The organism is Agathobacter sp. LCP21S3_B2, from assembly GCF_052118705.1.
Lineage (GTDB): Bacteria > Bacillota > Clostridia > Lachnospirales > Lachnospiraceae > Roseburia.
The window spans coordinates 58,546-74,273 of sequence record NZ_JBQKGQ010000010.1; the positions used below are offsets into that span (position 1 = coordinate 58,546).

At 42.8% G+C, this 15,728-nt stretch carries 13 protein-coding genes; 12 read left to right on the forward strand and 1 reads right to left on the reverse strand.

The features are described 5' to 3' along the window. Nucleotide 1: 1 nt before the first annotated feature. From ACTQ1L_RS08795 to fliD, 10 genes are all read left to right on the forward strand, one after another. Complete coding sequence (locus tag ACTQ1L_RS08795; protein WP_321110854.1) at nucleotides 2-529, forward strand: hypothetical protein; 528 nt, start codon at nucleotides 2-4, stop codon at nucleotides 527-529. Beyond that, a complete protein-coding gene (locus tag ACTQ1L_RS08800) occupies nucleotides 530-1,207 on the forward strand; it encodes a response regulator transcription factor (protein WP_441366641.1) in 678 nt (225 codons plus the stop codon). It abuts the gene before it with no gap. Between the two features lie 10 nt (nucleotides 1,208-1,217). Next, the gene (locus ACTQ1L_RS08805) at nucleotides 1,218-2,708 is read left to right on the forward strand and encodes a HAMP domain-containing sensor histidine kinase (protein ID WP_441366643.1); all 1,491 of its coding nucleotides are present in this window, start codon (nucleotides 1,218-1,220) and stop codon (nucleotides 2,706-2,708) included. A 60-nt stretch (nucleotides 2,709-2,768) separates the two neighbouring features. Further along, nucleotides 2,769-3,494, forward strand: a complete 726-nt coding sequence (locus ACTQ1L_RS08810) for a DUF4352 domain-containing protein (protein WP_441366645.1) — start codon at nucleotides 2,769-2,771, stop codon at nucleotides 3,492-3,494. A gap of 44 nt (nucleotides 3,495-3,538) precedes the next feature. Further along, entirely contained in the window at nucleotides 3,539-4,438 is a 900-nt protein-coding gene (locus tag ACTQ1L_RS08815; protein ID WP_321110848.1) for a chemotaxis protein, read from the forward strand. Between the two features lie 68 nt (nucleotides 4,439-4,506). Further along, a complete protein-coding gene (locus ACTQ1L_RS08820; RefSeq protein WP_441366647.1) occupies nucleotides 4,507-6,045 on the forward strand; it encodes a hypothetical protein in 1,539 nt (512 codons plus the stop codon). A 1-nt stretch (nucleotide 6,046) separates the two neighbouring features. Beyond that, nucleotides 6,047-6,661 carry an imidazole glycerol phosphate synthase subunit HisH gene (hisH, locus tag ACTQ1L_RS08825; protein WP_441366649.1) on the forward strand — a complete coding sequence of 205 codons (615 nt, stop codon included), beginning with the start codon at nucleotides 6,047-6,049 and terminating at the stop codon, nucleotides 6,659-6,661. Nucleotide 6,662: 1 nt separating this feature from the next. After that, entirely contained in the window at nucleotides 6,663-7,424 is a 762-nt protein-coding gene (hisF, locus tag ACTQ1L_RS08830; protein ID WP_015516158.1) for an imidazole glycerol phosphate synthase subunit HisF, read from the forward strand. A gap of 16 nt (nucleotides 7,425-7,440) precedes the next feature. After that, nucleotides 7,441-8,118: a uracil-DNA glycosylase gene (locus tag ACTQ1L_RS08835; protein ID WP_441366651.1), complete on the forward strand. Its 678-nt coding sequence runs from the start codon at nucleotides 7,441-7,443 to the stop codon at nucleotides 8,116-8,118. 106 nt (nucleotides 8,119-8,224) lie between these two features. Beyond that, nucleotides 8,225-8,944, forward strand: coding sequence for a flagellar filament capping protein FliD (gene fliD, locus ACTQ1L_RS08840; RefSeq protein ID WP_441366653.1), 720 nt, complete (start codon nucleotides 8,225-8,227; stop codon nucleotides 8,942-8,944). Between the two features lie 91 nt (nucleotides 8,945-9,035). On the opposite strand, the gene ACTQ1L_RS08845 is transcribed toward fliD, so the two are convergent. Further along, on the reverse strand, nucleotides 9,036-10,676 hold the full coding sequence (locus tag ACTQ1L_RS08845) for an ABC-F family ATP-binding cassette domain-containing protein (RefSeq protein WP_138304316.1): 1,641 nt from the start codon (nucleotides 10,674-10,676) through the stop codon (nucleotides 9,036-9,038). A 284-nt stretch (nucleotides 10,677-10,960) separates the two neighbouring features. On the opposite strand from ACTQ1L_RS08845, the gene nifJ reads away from it, so the two are divergent. Next, a complete protein-coding gene (nifJ, locus tag ACTQ1L_RS08850; protein WP_441366655.1) occupies nucleotides 10,961-14,518 on the forward strand; it encodes a pyruvate:ferredoxin (flavodoxin) oxidoreductase in 3,558 nt (1,185 codons plus the stop codon). A 168-nt stretch (nucleotides 14,519-14,686) separates the two neighbouring features. Beyond that, nucleotides 14,687-15,640 (forward strand): hypothetical protein, encoded by a 954-nt coding sequence (locus ACTQ1L_RS08855; protein WP_321111526.1) that lies wholly within the window; start codon nucleotides 14,687-14,689, stop codon nucleotides 15,638-15,640. Nucleotides 15,641-15,728: the final 88 nt, after the last annotated feature.

Below are 15,728 nucleotides of genomic sequence, written 5' to 3' on the forward strand. Positions count from 1 at the left end.
TATGAATATAGTTGATGGATTTGAGTTTGAAACAGCAAAAGAAGCAGAGCAGGCCCAAAAGGAGCTGTCAGGAATCAGATATATAAAGCAGAATACAGATATGAAAAATCCCGATGTGGTATATAAGCTGTATCTTAGGCTTAATAAGCCGGGGACGTTTTCGACACCCGTAGGAATGGCTTTTCTTGTTGAGCTGCAGGAATATCTGCACACGATACCATATATCAAAAATGAGGAGATTCGTCCTATATATGTGCCAAAAAAACAGGAAAACAGGGCACAGAAAAAGAAAACAGAAAGCTATAAGAAAAAATATCATGTGGCACTGTTTTTTACGATTGTGCTTACGTTAGTGATTGTGTCAATGTTTACCATTACTTATATCAGCGGACACGCCATGTATGTGGTGGATTACGAGAATGAAGTAATAGACAGATACGAAAACTGGCAGAAGGAGCTTGAGGAGAGAGAAAAGGCTGTAGAGGAGCGTGAAAAGGCACTGGATAAAACGGAGGCACAGAGTAAATAGATGGATAAAATAAAAATACTTGTAGTCGATGATGAAAGCAGAATGAGAAAGCTGGTGCACGATTTTCTGACCAGAGAGGGCTATGCGGTTGTTGAAGCGGCAGACGGAGAGGAAGCGCTTGATATTTTTTACAGCGATAAGGAGATTTCACTTATTGTGCTTGATGTCATGATGCCGAAAATAAATGGCTGGGAGGTGTGCCGGGAAATCAGAAAGATTTCAAAGCTTCCTATAATCATGCTTACGGCAAAGGGCGACGAGAGTGATGAGCTTAACGGATTTGAGATAGGCGCTGATGAATATATATCAAAGCCATTTTCACCAAAGATTCTTGTTGCGAGGGTGACAGCACTTTTGAGGAGAGCAAACAAGATAGGTGAGACAGCAGATATACGAGAGGCCGGTGGCATTGTGATGGACAAGACCGCCCATACTGTAGCAATAGACGGTCAGAATATAGATTTAAGCGTAAAAGAATTTGAGCTTTTGGATTATTTTATGAATAACCGTGGCATTGCGCTTTCAAGGGAAAGAATACTTGACAGTGTATGGAGCTATGATTATTTTGGTGATGCAAGAACTATTGATACACATGTAAAAAAGCTTCGAAGCAAAATGGGAGCGAAGGGAGATTACATTAAGACAGTATGGGGAGTAGGCTACAAGTTCGAGGTATAAGAGGTGCATTTTGATAGAAGCTTTTATAAAAAGAAAAAAAACACTATCCACACAGCTTACGGTTGTTATTTCCATACTTGTGCTTGGAATGATGGGACTTTTCTGGCTTGCGAATAACACATTGTTGGAAAAGTATTATGTATACAACAAACAAAAGGAAATGATTTCCGTGTACCGCATGGTAGACAAGGCAGCGATAGATGATATGCTGTCGGATGAGAATTTTGCGGTGACACTTCAGAAAAAGTGTGTGAGTGCCAATATTGACACAGTGGTTTTTAATAAATATGGCAAGGTAATCATAGAGGGCGCGTCAGATAATGATGAGGTATTCCGGCTCCTTTTAGAGGCGAGTATGTCATCATATCCTGATGATTATCACGATATTAAGCTGACCAAAAAGAAGGATGAAAGACTTGGAACAGAGTATATAATAATAAACAACAGATTAGTTGATGGTAACTTTGTATACATGAAGACCCCGCTTGAGAGTATAAAGGAAAGCGTCGGAATATCCAACCGCTTCTTTGGAATATGCGGAATAGTAGCGGTTCTTGCGGGCTGCATGTTTGCATATGTTATTTCGCGAAGCATGACAAAGCCTATAAGGCGTATGACAGAGCTTTCCACGAAGATTGCGCAGCTTGACTTCGAGGCAAAATATAAGGATACAAAAAACAGCGCAAGTGAGGTCAGCGAGCTTGGCGAACATATGAATGAGCTTTCGAGAACGCTCGAACAGACCATATCAGACTTAAAGATTGCAAACAATGAATTAAAACGTGATATACAGAAAAAAGAAGAAATTGATGATATGCGCAAAGAGTTTTTATCCAATGTCTCACACGAGCTGAAGACACCGCTTGCATTGATATCAGGATATGCAGAGGGGTTACGAGAGGCTGTTAATGATGATGAGGAAAGCCGCAATTTTTATTGTGATGTCATCATGGATGAGACGGACAAGATGAACCGTATGGTGATGAAGCTGCTTTCACTCAACAAGCTTGAGTTCGGCAATGATGTGGTTGAGATGGGCCGATTTGATCTCACGGAGGTGATTTCAGGTGTGATATCTTCGTCAGCTCTCCTTGCACAAAAAAATAATGTCACACTGCAGTTTGATTATGACAAGCCGGTATATGTCAGCGGCGATATGTTCAAGATTGAGGAGGTTGTAACAAATTATATAAGTAATGCTATCAATCATTGCATCTGCGGTGAAATCATTACGGTAAAATATATTATGACAGACAAGCTTGTGAGGGTGAGTGTGTTTAATCCGGGAGAAGTGATTCCAAAGGAGTCACTGGACAAAATCTGGACGAAGTTTTATAAGGTTGATAAAGCAAGAACCAGGGAATATGGGGGAAGCGGCATCGGTTTGTCCATTGTAAAGGCGATTATGGAGTCACATCACAGGGCATATGGTGTGGTGAATCATGATAATGGTGTGGAATTCTGGTTTGAACTTGAGTTATTTATTGCAAATAATAAATAAATATGGTACTATAAATAGAGATTAGGATAAAAGTCACAGGAAAGAGAATGGGTTATTGAAATGACAGGAAAACGAATTAAAATTATGGCTTCTGTGCTTGCTGTGGCAACGGTGATGACAGGCTGCGGAACCAAAATTTATGACATGACTGATGAAGAACAGCAACTGATTGTCAACTATTCAGCTTATGCTCTTTCAAAACATAATATTTATCAGCCGGATGGAATGACATCAGTCACGGAGGCTGAGACTGAGGAGCAGGATACTTCTGCTGCGGAAACTGCAGATGAAAAAACATCTGAGAAAACAGATACCGGGCATGAAAATGGAAATTCCAGTCAGTCACAGCAGACTGCACAGGAAACAAAACCTACAATGCAGACAGTGTCACTTGCACAGGCTATAGGCTATGATGGTTTAAGTGTGTCGTATGCGGGTCTGACAACAGAGGAAACCTACAAGGAGGGCAGCTATTATTCGATGGAGGCCGGTGCCGGTAATACTTATGCAGTGCTTAAGTTTACACTGAGCAATACGACAGGCACGGATATGAATGTGGACCTTTTTACAAAAACGGGAAAGTATAGGGCTGCATTTTCAGGCGGAAAGGAATATGAAGCAGAGGGCTCTTTCCTTACATATGCGCTTAATACATTTCAGGGTACAATTGCTGCCGGACAGTCTGTTGATGTGGTCTTGCTTTTTAAAGTGCCGCAGGACACAGTGTGTGACAGCGTGACAATGTCAGTTGAAAAAGATAATGTAAAAAATTTGATTGCTTTATAAAAAATATGTTATACTTATAATAATTTAGAGGCGGAGGATATACTATGGATACAAACATACTTTTGGAATCAGGAACAAATGAGCTTGAGGTTCTCGAATTTACATTGGGAGACAATCATTATGGAATAAATGTGGCAAAGATCAGGGAAATACTTCAGTATATGCCTGTGACACCGGTTCCTAATACTCATCCAAGTGTAGAGGGAATATTTATGCCACGAGACACGATGATTACGGTTATCAATTTAAAGAATTGCCTGGGGCTTCCGCAGACAGACGAAAAGGGACTTTTCATAATCACCAATTTCAATAAGCTCAACGTAGCGTTTCATGTGGATCAGGTTATCGGAATACATAGAGTCTCATGGGAGAATATCATCAAACCGGACGAGACAATTTCAGGTGAGGATGGCAGTACGGCTACAGGCGTCATCAAGATGAATGACAGACTTATTGTTATTCTTGATTTTGAGGCGATAGTGGCATCTATCAGTCCGGAGACAGGACTTCGTGTCAATGACATAGAGCAGATGGAGGAAAGAGACAGAAGTGATGCTACCATTCTGATAGCTGAGGATTCAGCTCTCCTTTCAAAGCTTATCACGGATTGCCTTAAGAAATCAGGATATACAAAGCTTATAGTTACAGAAAACGGTCAGGAGGCCTGGGATAAAATCCGTCATATGCAGGCAGAGGGCGATGTCCTTAAAAAGATTAATTGTATCATAACTGATATTGAGATGCCGCTTATGGATGGACACAGACTTACAAAGCTTGTTAAGTCAGACCCTGAGCTGCGTGAGATTCCTCTAATTATTTTCTCTTCACTGGTTAACGAGGAGATGCGCAGAAAGGGCGAGCAGCTAGGAGCAGATGCCCAGCTTACCAAGCCGGAGATTGGACAGCTTGTGGATGCAATAGACAAGCTTCTTGACAGGCAATAATATTTGTTGAGCACTAAGGGGTGTGGCATAGGCTGCATCCCTTTAATGAGTTATAGATGGAGATTAAAATGAGCACTATATCAAAAAGCACTAAATCAAAAACAGATAATTCATCAGAAAAGTATCTTGATAATCTGTTGAATTCTATATATGGGACTGAAGACGGCAAAGGGGGTTCTTTGGTAGACCAGAGCGCTTTTCTTGAGCAGTTTGAGAACGAGCTGGAGAATGAGACATACGATGAGTATCTGTCTGAATTTGAAAAGGAGCTGGGCGATGATGATGCAAAGGCAGCCGGAAGGGCTATGGATATACAGACTCCGGCACCGGATGATAAGGATGAGTCTCTCGACGAGGTGCTGTCGGATTTTGACCGTAAGATGAAGGAACAGGAAGAAATTCCGGATGACAGTGGGACATCTGCAGGGGAACAGTCTGTGAATATTGAAAAGAAAAATTTAGAGCAGGCTGTGGAAAATTTTGAACCGGTTATCGAAGAAAATAATGAAGCTGATATAAAGCCGGAAGAACTGAAAATGGTTGATGAGATAGGAGAGCCGGATCTTGCGGGAAATGCATCAAATGATTTGCTTGATATTTTAGACAGTGATGATTTGAATAATATCGGCGAGCTTTTAGAGGGCAAGACAGATGATACCGGTGACGATATTGAAAACTATGCGAAGTCACAGATGCAAAGCCTGGAAGTGTCTGAGAGTGAAAACAAAGATAAGAAGAACAAAAAGTCTGATAAGAAAAAAAATGGGCTTCTAAAGAAAATCATTGCATTTTTCACAAAGGAGCCGGGAGAGGATAGTGAGGCTGTTGCGAATGGTGCAGAAGCGGATGCAAAGACTCTCTCAGATGAAAACCAGCAGATATTAGAAGAGCTTGAGGCTGCGGAGAAGAAAGAAAAGGCAAAGAACAAAAAGAAGGATAAGAAAGAGAAGAAACCGAAAAAAGAGAAAAAGCCTAAGGAAAAGAAAGAGAAGAAGCCTAAGGAACCGAAGGAAAAGAAGGAACGTACAAAGTGGGAAAAAGGACCGAAGCTTCCAAAGGGACCGGTAATTGTTATCTGCATTCTGGTTGCATCCCTTGTTGTGCTTATTCTCATAAGTACTGCATTGTTTGGCAACAACTCAAAGCTTAAGGATGCGCAGGATACATATAATCAGGCTATTGCAGATGTTGGACAAAACAAGACAGAGTCAATAGAGCTCTACACTCAGGCATATAGCAGTTTAAGCGGATTAAAGCTCAAAGATGGGGATGAAATGCTCTACAACAAGCTTTCAGTGCTTGCGGCAGTTGCCAATAAATATGATGCCTATAAGAGCTTTAGCGATTCAGGCTATGTAACCATGGCAGCGGATTCCTTGATATGTGCGGCAGGCCGATGTGCTGTAAATGAAGACAATGCAAAGGAATACGGATGTGAGCTGCAGCTTGAGCAGCTAAAAAACATTATTTCTGATACCCTGAGCAGTCAGTATGGCTTATCATATGATGATGCCATTGCTTTGTATAATATAGATGATAGAGATGACTATACATTGGCACTGACACAGAAATTAAATGAATTAGGCATTAAAGAGGAGACAAAATGATATGATAGCAATCATCGATTATGGAGCAGGCAACCTGCGAAGTGTGGAAAAGGCTCTCACAGCTATAGGCGAGGAGAGTATTGTGACCAGAGACAGGCATGAGATTTTAAATGCCGATAAGGTAATACTTCCAGGAGTAGGAGCTTTTGGAGATGCAATGGATTCGCTTAAAAAATATGAGCTGGACAAGGTGATTCATGAGGTTTGTGACATGAGTAAGCCATTTCTTGGCATATGCCTGGGTCTTCAGCTATTATTTGAGGGAAGCGATGAGAGTCAGGGCGTTGAGGGGCTTCATGTGCTTGACGGACAGATACTTCGCATACCTGATAAGGAAGGACTTAAAATACCTCACATAGGCTGGAATTCACTTGATTTACAGAACAAAGGAAGGCTGTTTAAAGGTCTTTCAGAGCATCCGTATGTATATTTTGTGCATTCGTACTATCTGAAAGCCGCTGATGAAGCAATTGTCACAGCAACGACAGAGTACAGTACACACATTCATGCGTCTGTAGAGAAAAATAATGTGTTCGCCTGCCAGTTCCATCCGGAAAAAAGCAGCACAGTCGGACTTTCGATACTTAAAAATTTTGCAGGGATAGGGGAGGCATAATATGTTTACGAAGAGAATAATCCCATGTCTGGATGTGAATAACGGACGTGTTGTGAAGGGCATAAATTTTGTCAATTTAAGAGATGCAGGTGACCCGGTTGAGATTGCGGCCGCATATGATAAGGCAGGCGCAGATGAGGTGGTTTTTCTGGATATAACAGCATCAAGCGACAACAGAAATACTGTTGTGGATATGGTCAGAAAGGTTGCTGAAAAGGTGTTTATACCGTTCACTGTGGGCGGCGGCATCAGAACAGTCGATGATTTTAAGGCACTGCTTAGAGAGGGTGCGGACAAGATTTCAATAAATTCAAGTGCCATAAACACACCGCGGCTTATCAGCGACGCTGCGGATAAGTTTGGCAGTCAGTGTGTGGTTGTGGCAATCGATGCAAGACGTCGTGCTGACGGAAGCGGCTGGAATGTATACAAGAACGGAGGACGCATAGATACAGGTCTTGATGCCATTGAGTGGGCTGTTAAGGCAAATGAGCTTGGAGCGGGAGAAATCCTTCTTACAAGTATGGATTGTGACGGCACAAAGGATGGCTACGATATCGAGCTTACAAGGCTTATTGCCGATAACGTTTCTGTTCCGGTTATCGCATCGGGCGGTGCAGGTACAAAGGAGCATTTTTACGAGGCTCTGACAGAGGGAAAGGCGGACGCAGCGCTTGCAGCTTCACTTTTCCACTACAAGGAGCTTGAAATTATGGATTTAAAGAATTATCTGGCAGATAAAGGCGTGTCGGTCAGAAGATAGGCGGTAGATTGGGATTATGAGTATGCTTGACGGCGAGTGGGCAAAGGCTGTGGGAGCCGAGTTTAAAAAACCATATTACAGGGATTTGTACAATTTTGTAAGAGATGAATATGCCACACATGTGGTATATCCTCCGGCAGATGACATATTTAATGCCATGCATTTTACACCACTTGACAAGGTGAAGGTGCTCATCCTCGGACAGGATCCGTACCACAATGTCAATCAGGCGCATGGACTGTCGTTTTCAGTGCTTCCGTCTCAGAAGGACATTCCGCCATCACTGCAGAATATCTACAAGGAACTGCACGACGATTTAGGGTGTGATATCCCGAATAATGGATACCTGAAGAAATGGGCTGATCAGGGAGTTTTGCTATTGAATACGGTGCTCACTGTCAGAGCTCATCAGGCAAACTCGCATCAGGGGCACGGCTGGGAGAAGTTCACGGATGCAATCATAGAGGCTGTAAATGAGCAGGACAGACCTATAGTATATATGCTCTGGGGACGTCCGGCGCAGTCAAAGATTCCTATGCTTACAAATCCAAAGCATCTGATATTGAAAGCACCGCATCCAAGCCCGCTGTCGGCTTACAGAGGTTTTTTTGGCTGTAAGCATTTTAGTCAGGCCAATGATTTTTTAAAGGAACATGGAGTGGCGCCGATAGATTGGCAGATAGAGGATATATAAAGGTCGGTAATACCGGCAGATATTTTCTTGACATAAATTGGAAAAGCGTCTATATTAAAAATATATAGAAAGTAACGGATTACATGATTATCAAAGGAGTGATACTATGAGAGGAATAGGAATGTGGGATTCGTCATCCATATCCACACTGTTTTCCGGCTTTAGCAGCAGTAGAAGTAGCAATGCAGCATCGTCTTTTATTGCAAACATGGATATGACTACATATAGCGGCATTAGAAGTGGCAGCTATTTTAAGCTTCTCAAGTCATATTATGGAAATAACCTTAATTCAAAGGCCCAGTCTCTTGTCTCATCATCTGTTTCTACATCTAAGGATTCAGTGAAGACACTTGCGTCCATCGAGTCGGAGTCAGAGGACATGGTAAAGTCGGCGCAGGCTCTTTACAAAAACAGCGGCAAGGACGATACAGATGCTACGTACAAGAAGGTGTCAGCTTTTGTGTCTGATTACAACAGTCTCATTAATGCTGCGGATGATTCTGAGACAAAGCAGATTTCGAGAAATCTTGAGTCTATGAAGTCACTTACAGATATCAATTCAAAGTCGCTTGCGAAGGTGGGAATCACAGTGGATTCCAAGTCCGGCAAGCTGTCTGTCGACGAGGATACCTTTAAAAAGGCTGATTCGACCAGGGTTGATGCACTTTTTAAGGGAAATGGCTCTTATGCTTACGCAGTGGCAAGCAAGGCTTCAATGCTTGAGTATGCCGCAAAGAATGAGGCAGAAAAGACTAATACGTATGGCGCCGATGGAAGGTATACACAGGTCTACAACAGTGGATATAATTATAATATGTTTTTATAGTCAAAGACAGGCTGGGAATCACCCGCCTCACTTTACGGCTTAATAAAAGAAGCATCCCGGTTTGGGATGCTTCTTTTTAATTAATTAGCGTTTAGTTGTCGTTTTCATCGTCCTCGCTCATTGAGTAGACCTGACGCTTACGTGCCATCTCATCGCTCTCAAGATATTCGTCGTAGGTTGTGATCTTGTCGATCATTGAACCGTTTGGCAGGAATTCTATGATTCGGTTGGCGGTTGTCTGGACTACCTGGTGGTCACGGCAGGCAAAGAGGATTACTCCCGGGAATTTTATCATTCCGTTGTTTAATGCTGTTATTGACTCCATGTCGAGGTGGTCTGTAGGCTCATCGAACATGAGTACATTGCTTCCCATGATCATCATGCGGGAGAGCAGTACACGAACCTTTTCTCCTCCGGAGAGTACACGCATTTTCTTTACTCCATCTTCACCGGCAAAGAGCATACGGCCAAGGAAACCACGCACATATGTGGCGTCCTTTATTTCTGAGTACTGTGTGAGCCAGTCAACGATGAGCTCATCAGTATCAAAGATTGTGGTATTGTCCTTTGGAAAGTATGACTGGCTGGTTGTGACACCCCATTTATATGAGCCCTCGTCCGGCTCAAGCTCTCCGGCAAGGATTTTAAACATAGTTGTTTTTGCAAGCTCGTTTCCACCGACAAATGCAATTTTGTCATCGTGGTTGACAGTGAATGAGATATTGTCAAGTACCTTTACACCGTCGATGGTTTTTGAGATGCCCTCGACAAAGAGCACATCGTTTCCGATTTCACGCTCAGGACGGAAATCAATGTATGGGTATTTACGGCTTGATGGACGTATTTCATCAAGCTGGATTTTTTCGAGGGCACGTTTTCTTGATGTAGCCTGCTTTGATTTAGAGGCATTGGCAGAGAAACGCTGGATAAATTCCTGCAGCTCCTTGATTTTTTCCTCTTTCTTTTTGTTTGCTTCCTTCATCTGACGGACAATAAGCTGGCTTGATTCATACCAGAAATCATAGTTTCCTGCGTAGAGCTGGATCTTACCGTAATCCATGTCGGCGATGTTCGTGCAGACCTTGTTGAGGAAGTATCTGTCATGGGATACAACGATGACCGTGTTCTCGAAATTGATGAGGAATTCCTCAAGCCATGAGATGGCATCGAGGTCTAAGTGGTTGGTAGGCTCATCGAGAAGCAGTATGTCAGGATTTCCAAACAGTGCCTGAGCGAGAAGCACCTTGACCTTTACTGCACCCGGCAGATCTGCCATCAGAGTGTAGTGATCCTCAGTAGGTACACCGAGACCGTTTAAGAGAGTAGCTGCATCCGACTCAGCATTCCAGCCGTCCATATCGGCAAACTCAGCCTCAAGCTCGCTGGCACGGATTCCGTCCTCGTCTGAGAAATCCTCCTTCATATAGATGGCTTCCTTCTCCTTCATGATATCATAGAGACGCTTATTACCCATGATAACCGTATCAAGTACTGTAAACTCATCGTACTTGAAGTGATCCTGCTGTAAGAATGACAGTCTCTGTCCCGGAGTGATTGCTATATCACCGCTTGTAGGCTCAAGCTGTCCTGAGAGAATCTTTAAAAATGTAGACTTGCCGGCACCGTTTGCACCAATAAGTCCGTAGCAGTTTCCCTCTGTGAATTTTATGTTGACATCCTCAAATAAAGCTTTTTTACCAATTCTTAATGTAATATTGTTTGCACTAATCATTTTGTCTTTATTCAATCCTTTCCTATTTAATAACCTGTTCGTTTCTGTAACACATCGTTTCTATTTTAACGTAAAACCAGTATTTTGCAAGTGTTTTACAGGCGATTTATAGCCATTGTGCCCTTTTGTACATAAATTTTACCTTGTTAATAAATATTTTAGGGTTTTTGTACAATGTATTGCTAAAAAAACTTGATTTTTTACAGCGCACAAACTAAACTATTATGTAGAGACATTCTGATTCATGTCTATAATTGAACATTTATTTTACAGGAGGAAATATCATGTCTAGAGCAAAACAGTCGATGGATGGAAATACCGCTGCCGCTCATGTAGCATATGCCTACACAGAGGTTGCCGGAATCTATCCTATCACACCTTCTAGCCCAATGGCTGATACAGTTGATCAGTGGTCAGCAGCAGGACAGAAGAACATTTTCGGAAGCACTGTAAAGGTAGTTGAGATGGAGTCTGAGGCAGGTGCCGCTGGTACAGTTCACGGATCTCTTGCAGCTGGTGCACTTACTACAACATTTACAGCTTCACAGGGACTTTTACTTATGATCCCTAATATGTACAAAATCGCAGGTGAGAACCTTCCTTGCGTATTTGACGTATCAGCTCGTACAGTATCTTCACATGCACTGAATATCTTCGGTGATCACAGTGATGTATATGCTTGTCGTCAGACTGGTTTCGCAATGCTTTGTGAGACAAATCCACAGGAGGTTATGGATCTTTCACCGGTTGCACACTGTGCAGCACTTGAGGGAAAGGTTCCATTCATCAACTTCTTCGATGGATTCCGTACTTCTCATGAGATTCAGAAAATCGAGAAGTGGGATTATGAGGATCTCAAAGAGATGTGTCCAATGGATGCAGTTGCTGAATTCAGAGCACACGCTCTTAACCCGGAGCATCCAGCAGCTCGTGGATCACACGAGAACGGAGATATCTTCTTCCAGCATAGAGAGGCATGTAATAAGTTCTATGATGAGCTTCCAGCAGTTGTTGAGAAGTACATGGACAAGGTTAATGCTAAGCTTGGTACAGATTACAAATTATTCAACTACTACGGAGCACCTGACGCTGATCGTGTAATCATCGCTATGGGTTCTATCAATGATGTAGCTGAGGAAGTAATCGATTACTTAACAGCAAAGGGAGAGAAAGTCGGACTTATTAAGGTACGTCTTTACCGTCCATGGTCTTCAGAGGCTCTTCTTAAAGCTATTCCAAAGACTGCAAAGAAGATCGCTGTATTAGACCGTACAAAAGAGCCAGGATCACTTGGTGAGCCATTATACTTAGACGTTGCTACAACACTTCGTGAAGCAGGAATGAACGATGTTGTATTAGTAGGCGGACGTTACGGATTAGGATCTAAGGATACACCACCTTCTTCAGTATTTGCTGTATATACAGAGCTTGAGAAGGATGCTCCTAAGCAAAGATTTACACTTGGAATCGTGGATGATGTTACAAATCTTTCACTTCCAGAGGTTAAGCCAGCTCCTATCACATCTGCACCTGGTACAAAAGAGTGCAAGTTCTGGGGTCTCGGCGGAGATGGTACTGTAGGTGCTAACAAGAACTCTACAAAGATCATCGGTGACCACACAGACAAATACATCCAGGCATACTTCCAGTATGACTCAAAGAAGACTGGTGGTGTTACAATTTCTCACTTGAGATTTGGTGACAACCCAATCAGAAGCCCATACTACATCAACCAGGCAGACTTCGTAGCATGCCACAACCCTGCATATGTTATCCAGGGCATGAAGATGGTTCAGGATGTTAAGCCGGGCGGAGTATTCATGATCAACTGCCAGTGGTCAGATGAAGAGCTTGCTCATCACCTCAACGCTGACGCTAAGAAATATATCGCTGACAACAACATTCAGCTTTACACAATCAACGCTATCGACAAGGCTATCGAGATCGGAATGGGTAAGAGAACTAACACAATTCTCCAGTCTGCATTCTTCAAGCTTGCAGATGTAATGCCTATCGACAAGGCTGTTGAGTACATGAAAGCTGCTGCTAAGAAGTCATACTCAAAGAAGGGTGACGCAGTAGTAGAGATGAACTACAAGGCTATCGATGCCGGTGTTGACGCTGTACATAAGGTAGAGGTACCAGAGTCTTGGAAGAATCCTGAGGCAGATGCTCCTAAGGCAGAGCGCACAGGACGTCCAGAGGTTGTTAAGCTTGTTAACGAGCTCCTTGATCCAATCGCTAAGATGGATGGAGACAGCCTTCCGGTTTCAGCATTCGCTGACAAGGCAGACGGACAGTATGTAACAGGTGCTTCTGCATACGAGAAGAGAGGAACAGCCGTTACAGTTCCACAGTGGGATCCAGAGAAGTGTATCCAGTGTAACAACTGTGCATTTGTATGTTCTCACGCTACAATTCGTCCATTCTTACTTACAGATGACGAAGTAAAGGCAGCTCCTGACAACATGAAGGTTGCTGATATGAAGCCAAAGGCAGGCGCTTACAAGTATACAATGAGCGTATCTCCACTTGACTGTATGGGATGTGGAGAGTGTATCACAGTATGTCCTACAGCTGCTATCGCTATGGTTCCACAGGAGTCACAGGCAGCAGAGCAGCCAGTATTCGATTACTTAGTAGCTAACGTTTCTAAGAAGACAGATGCTGGAATGGTAGATACAACACCTAAGGGTTCACAGTTCAACCAGCCACTCCTTGAGTTCTCAGGATCATGTGCAGGTTGTGCAGAGACATCATACGCTAGATTAATTACTCAGTTATTCGGTGAGCAGATGTACATCTCTAACGCAACAGGATGTTCATCAATTTGGGGTAACCCAGCTGCTACATCACCATATACAGTTAACATTAACTCTAAGAAGGGACCAGCTTGGTCTAACTCACTCTTTGAGGATAATGCTGAGCATGGACTTGGTATGTATGTTGGACAGAAGTACCTTCGTGACCAGGCTATCGAGAGTGCTACAGCTTGTGCTACAAGCGATAAGGCTTCAGCAGAGCTTAAGGCAGCATACGATGAGTTCATGGCTACAAAGGACGACACAAAGGCAAACGTTGCTCCTACAGAAGCACTTATTGCTGAGTTAGAGAAGGCAGCAGCAGCTGGATGTCCAGATGCACAGGCAGCTATCGCTAAGAAGGATTACCTTGGCAAGAAGTCTGTATGGATCTTCGGTGGTGACGGATGGGCATATGATATCGGTTTCGGTGGATTAGACCATGTACTTGCTTCTGGTGAGAACGTAAACGTAATGGTATTCGATACAGAGATGTACTCTAACACAGGTGGACAGGCTTCTAAGGCTTCTAACATCGGTGAGGTATGTCAGTTCGCAGCAGCTGGTAAAGAGACAAGCAAGAAGTCACTTTCAGAGATCGCTATGAGCTACGGATATGTATACGTTGCACAGATCGCTCTTGGAGCAAACCCAGCACAGGCTGTTAAGGCTATTACAGAGGCTGAGGCTTATCCGGGACCATCACTTATCATCGGATACGCACCTTGCGAGCTTCACGGTATCGCTAAGGGTGGTATGAACCACTGCCAGGATGAGATGAAGAAGGCTGTTAAGGCTGGATACTGGAACCTCTTCTCATTCAACCCTGCACTCAAGGCTGAAGGAAAAAATCCATTCACTCTTACATCAAAGGCCGGCGACGGATCTTACCAGGAGTTCCTTAACAACGAGGCACGTTATACTCGTCTTATCAAGCCTTTCCCAGAGAGAGCAGAGAAACTCTTTGCTAAGTCTGAGGAGACAGCTAAGGCACGTTATACACACCTTGAGAAACTCGTTAAATTATACGGAGAGGACTAATTCATTAGTTACGGTATATATTTTATCCCACAGGGCATTTGCCCTGTGGGATTTTTGCTTATTATCCTGTGATTACCCTATATTTCGTGGTTTTTTTGTTTACAAATACAATATGTAATGGTACAATATTTTTGTTAATTGGATTTTGTATCCGTTGGAGGAAGATAAATGTCAGGCATATTGGATAGACGATCAAGACGATTTGTGGGCTCAGAGTCAAACGAGAGAGTATTGACAGCCAGAGTGGCAAGAGACGATATAAATCGTGGAGAGAAAATACAGGGAAAAATGCAGGAAAAAATGCAGGAAAAAGTGGACAAAGACGATTTTTTGATAACCCAGATAGATGAGTTTCGAGAGAAAGCCAAGCGTTTGCAGGAGATGCTCAACACAAAAGAGACGAAGGCGAAGGAGCTTTCAAGCATTGTTGAGGAGCGCGAGGCAAAGGCAGATGAATTACAGCAGATATTAGATGAGCGACAGGCAAAGGCAGATGGAATTACAGCACAGGTTGCCAAGCAGATAGATGTGCTTATTGAGAGCGTTCATGAGAAGATGGCAGAGATTGAAAGCTCTATGAATGCTAATATGAGCAGTCTTGGGAATTCGATTAATGCAAATATGGACAGCCTTGGGAATTCAATTAATGCAAATATGGACAACCTGGGCAGTTCAATGTCTGGACAGATAGGTAATATGGGACAGTCTCTTGGCAGTGAGATTTCCGGAATCAGTCAGAATATAGGCAGTAATTTTGATTTTGGTGATACTTTAGAGCAGACGAGAAGAATTACCGAGGAAGGAACCGCGGCGGTCACATCAGCGGTGAATGAGGCCAATGAGCATATGCTTCAGTCTCTTACCGAGCTTAATGACCAGCTGGTAGCCATAAAGGCGGAGCTTTCAGATAAGGTACATACCGAGAATGTCAAGTGCTTTAGAAATATACAGGATCTGTTCAAGGTTATGGGAGATAAGGTAGATACAGTATCTGAGCTCGAGAAACAGATTGGCACAACAAAAACCTTTGCGATTATTTCAGCGGTGCTTGCAATAATCAATACATTTGGATTTGTTGCAATAGCATTGTATATTTTGGGCTTTTTCAGTTCGATTTTTTAATAGATTGTTATAATGATATGGGTGGTGCAGTTTTCTATGAGAAAATTGCACCATATTTTGACATTTACATAAATAAATCTAAAGACCA

What these genes read in the sequence shown, in the direction of transcription:
- hisH (WP_441366649.1), top strand. Translation starts at nt 6,047, where the DNA reads ATGATAGCAATCATCGATTATGGAGCAGGCAACCTGCGAAGTGTGGAA.
- ACTQ1L_RS08810 (WP_441366645.1), top strand. Translation starts at nt 2,769, where the DNA reads ATGACAGGAAAACGAATTAAAATTATGGCTTCTGTGCTTGCTGTGGCA.
- ACTQ1L_RS08835 (WP_441366651.1), top strand. Translation starts at nt 7,441, where the DNA reads ATGAGTATGCTTGACGGCGAGTGGGCAAAGGCTGTGGGAGCCGAGTTT.
- ACTQ1L_RS08845 (WP_138304316.1), bottom strand. Translation starts at nt 10,676, where the DNA reads ATGATTAGTGCAAACAATATTACATTAAGAATTGGTAAAAAAGCTTTA.
- hisF (WP_015516158.1), top strand. Translation starts at nt 6,663, where the DNA reads ATGTTTACGAAGAGAATAATCCCATGTCTGGATGTGAATAACGGACGT.
- ACTQ1L_RS08800 (WP_441366641.1), top strand. Translation starts at nt 530, where the DNA reads ATGGATAAAATAAAAATACTTGTAGTCGATGATGAAAGCAGAATGAGA.
- ACTQ1L_RS08815 (WP_321110848.1), top strand. Translation starts at nt 3,539, where the DNA reads ATGGATACAAACATACTTTTGGAATCAGGAACAAATGAGCTTGAGGTT.
- fliD (WP_441366653.1), top strand. Translation starts at nt 8,225, where the DNA reads ATGAGAGGAATAGGAATGTGGGATTCGTCATCCATATCCACACTGTTT.
- ACTQ1L_RS08855 (WP_321111526.1), top strand. Translation starts at nt 14,687, where the DNA reads ATGTCAGGCATATTGGATAGACGATCAAGACGATTTGTGGGCTCAGAG.
- ACTQ1L_RS08795 (WP_321110854.1), top strand. Translation starts at nt 2, where the DNA reads ATGAATATAGTTGATGGATTTGAGTTTGAAACAGCAAAAGAAGCAGAG.
- nifJ (WP_441366655.1), top strand. Translation starts at nt 10,961, where the DNA reads ATGTCTAGAGCAAAACAGTCGATGGATGGAAATACCGCTGCCGCTCAT.
- ACTQ1L_RS08820 (WP_441366647.1), top strand. Translation starts at nt 4,507, where the DNA reads ATGAGCACTATATCAAAAAGCACTAAATCAAAAACAGATAATTCATCA.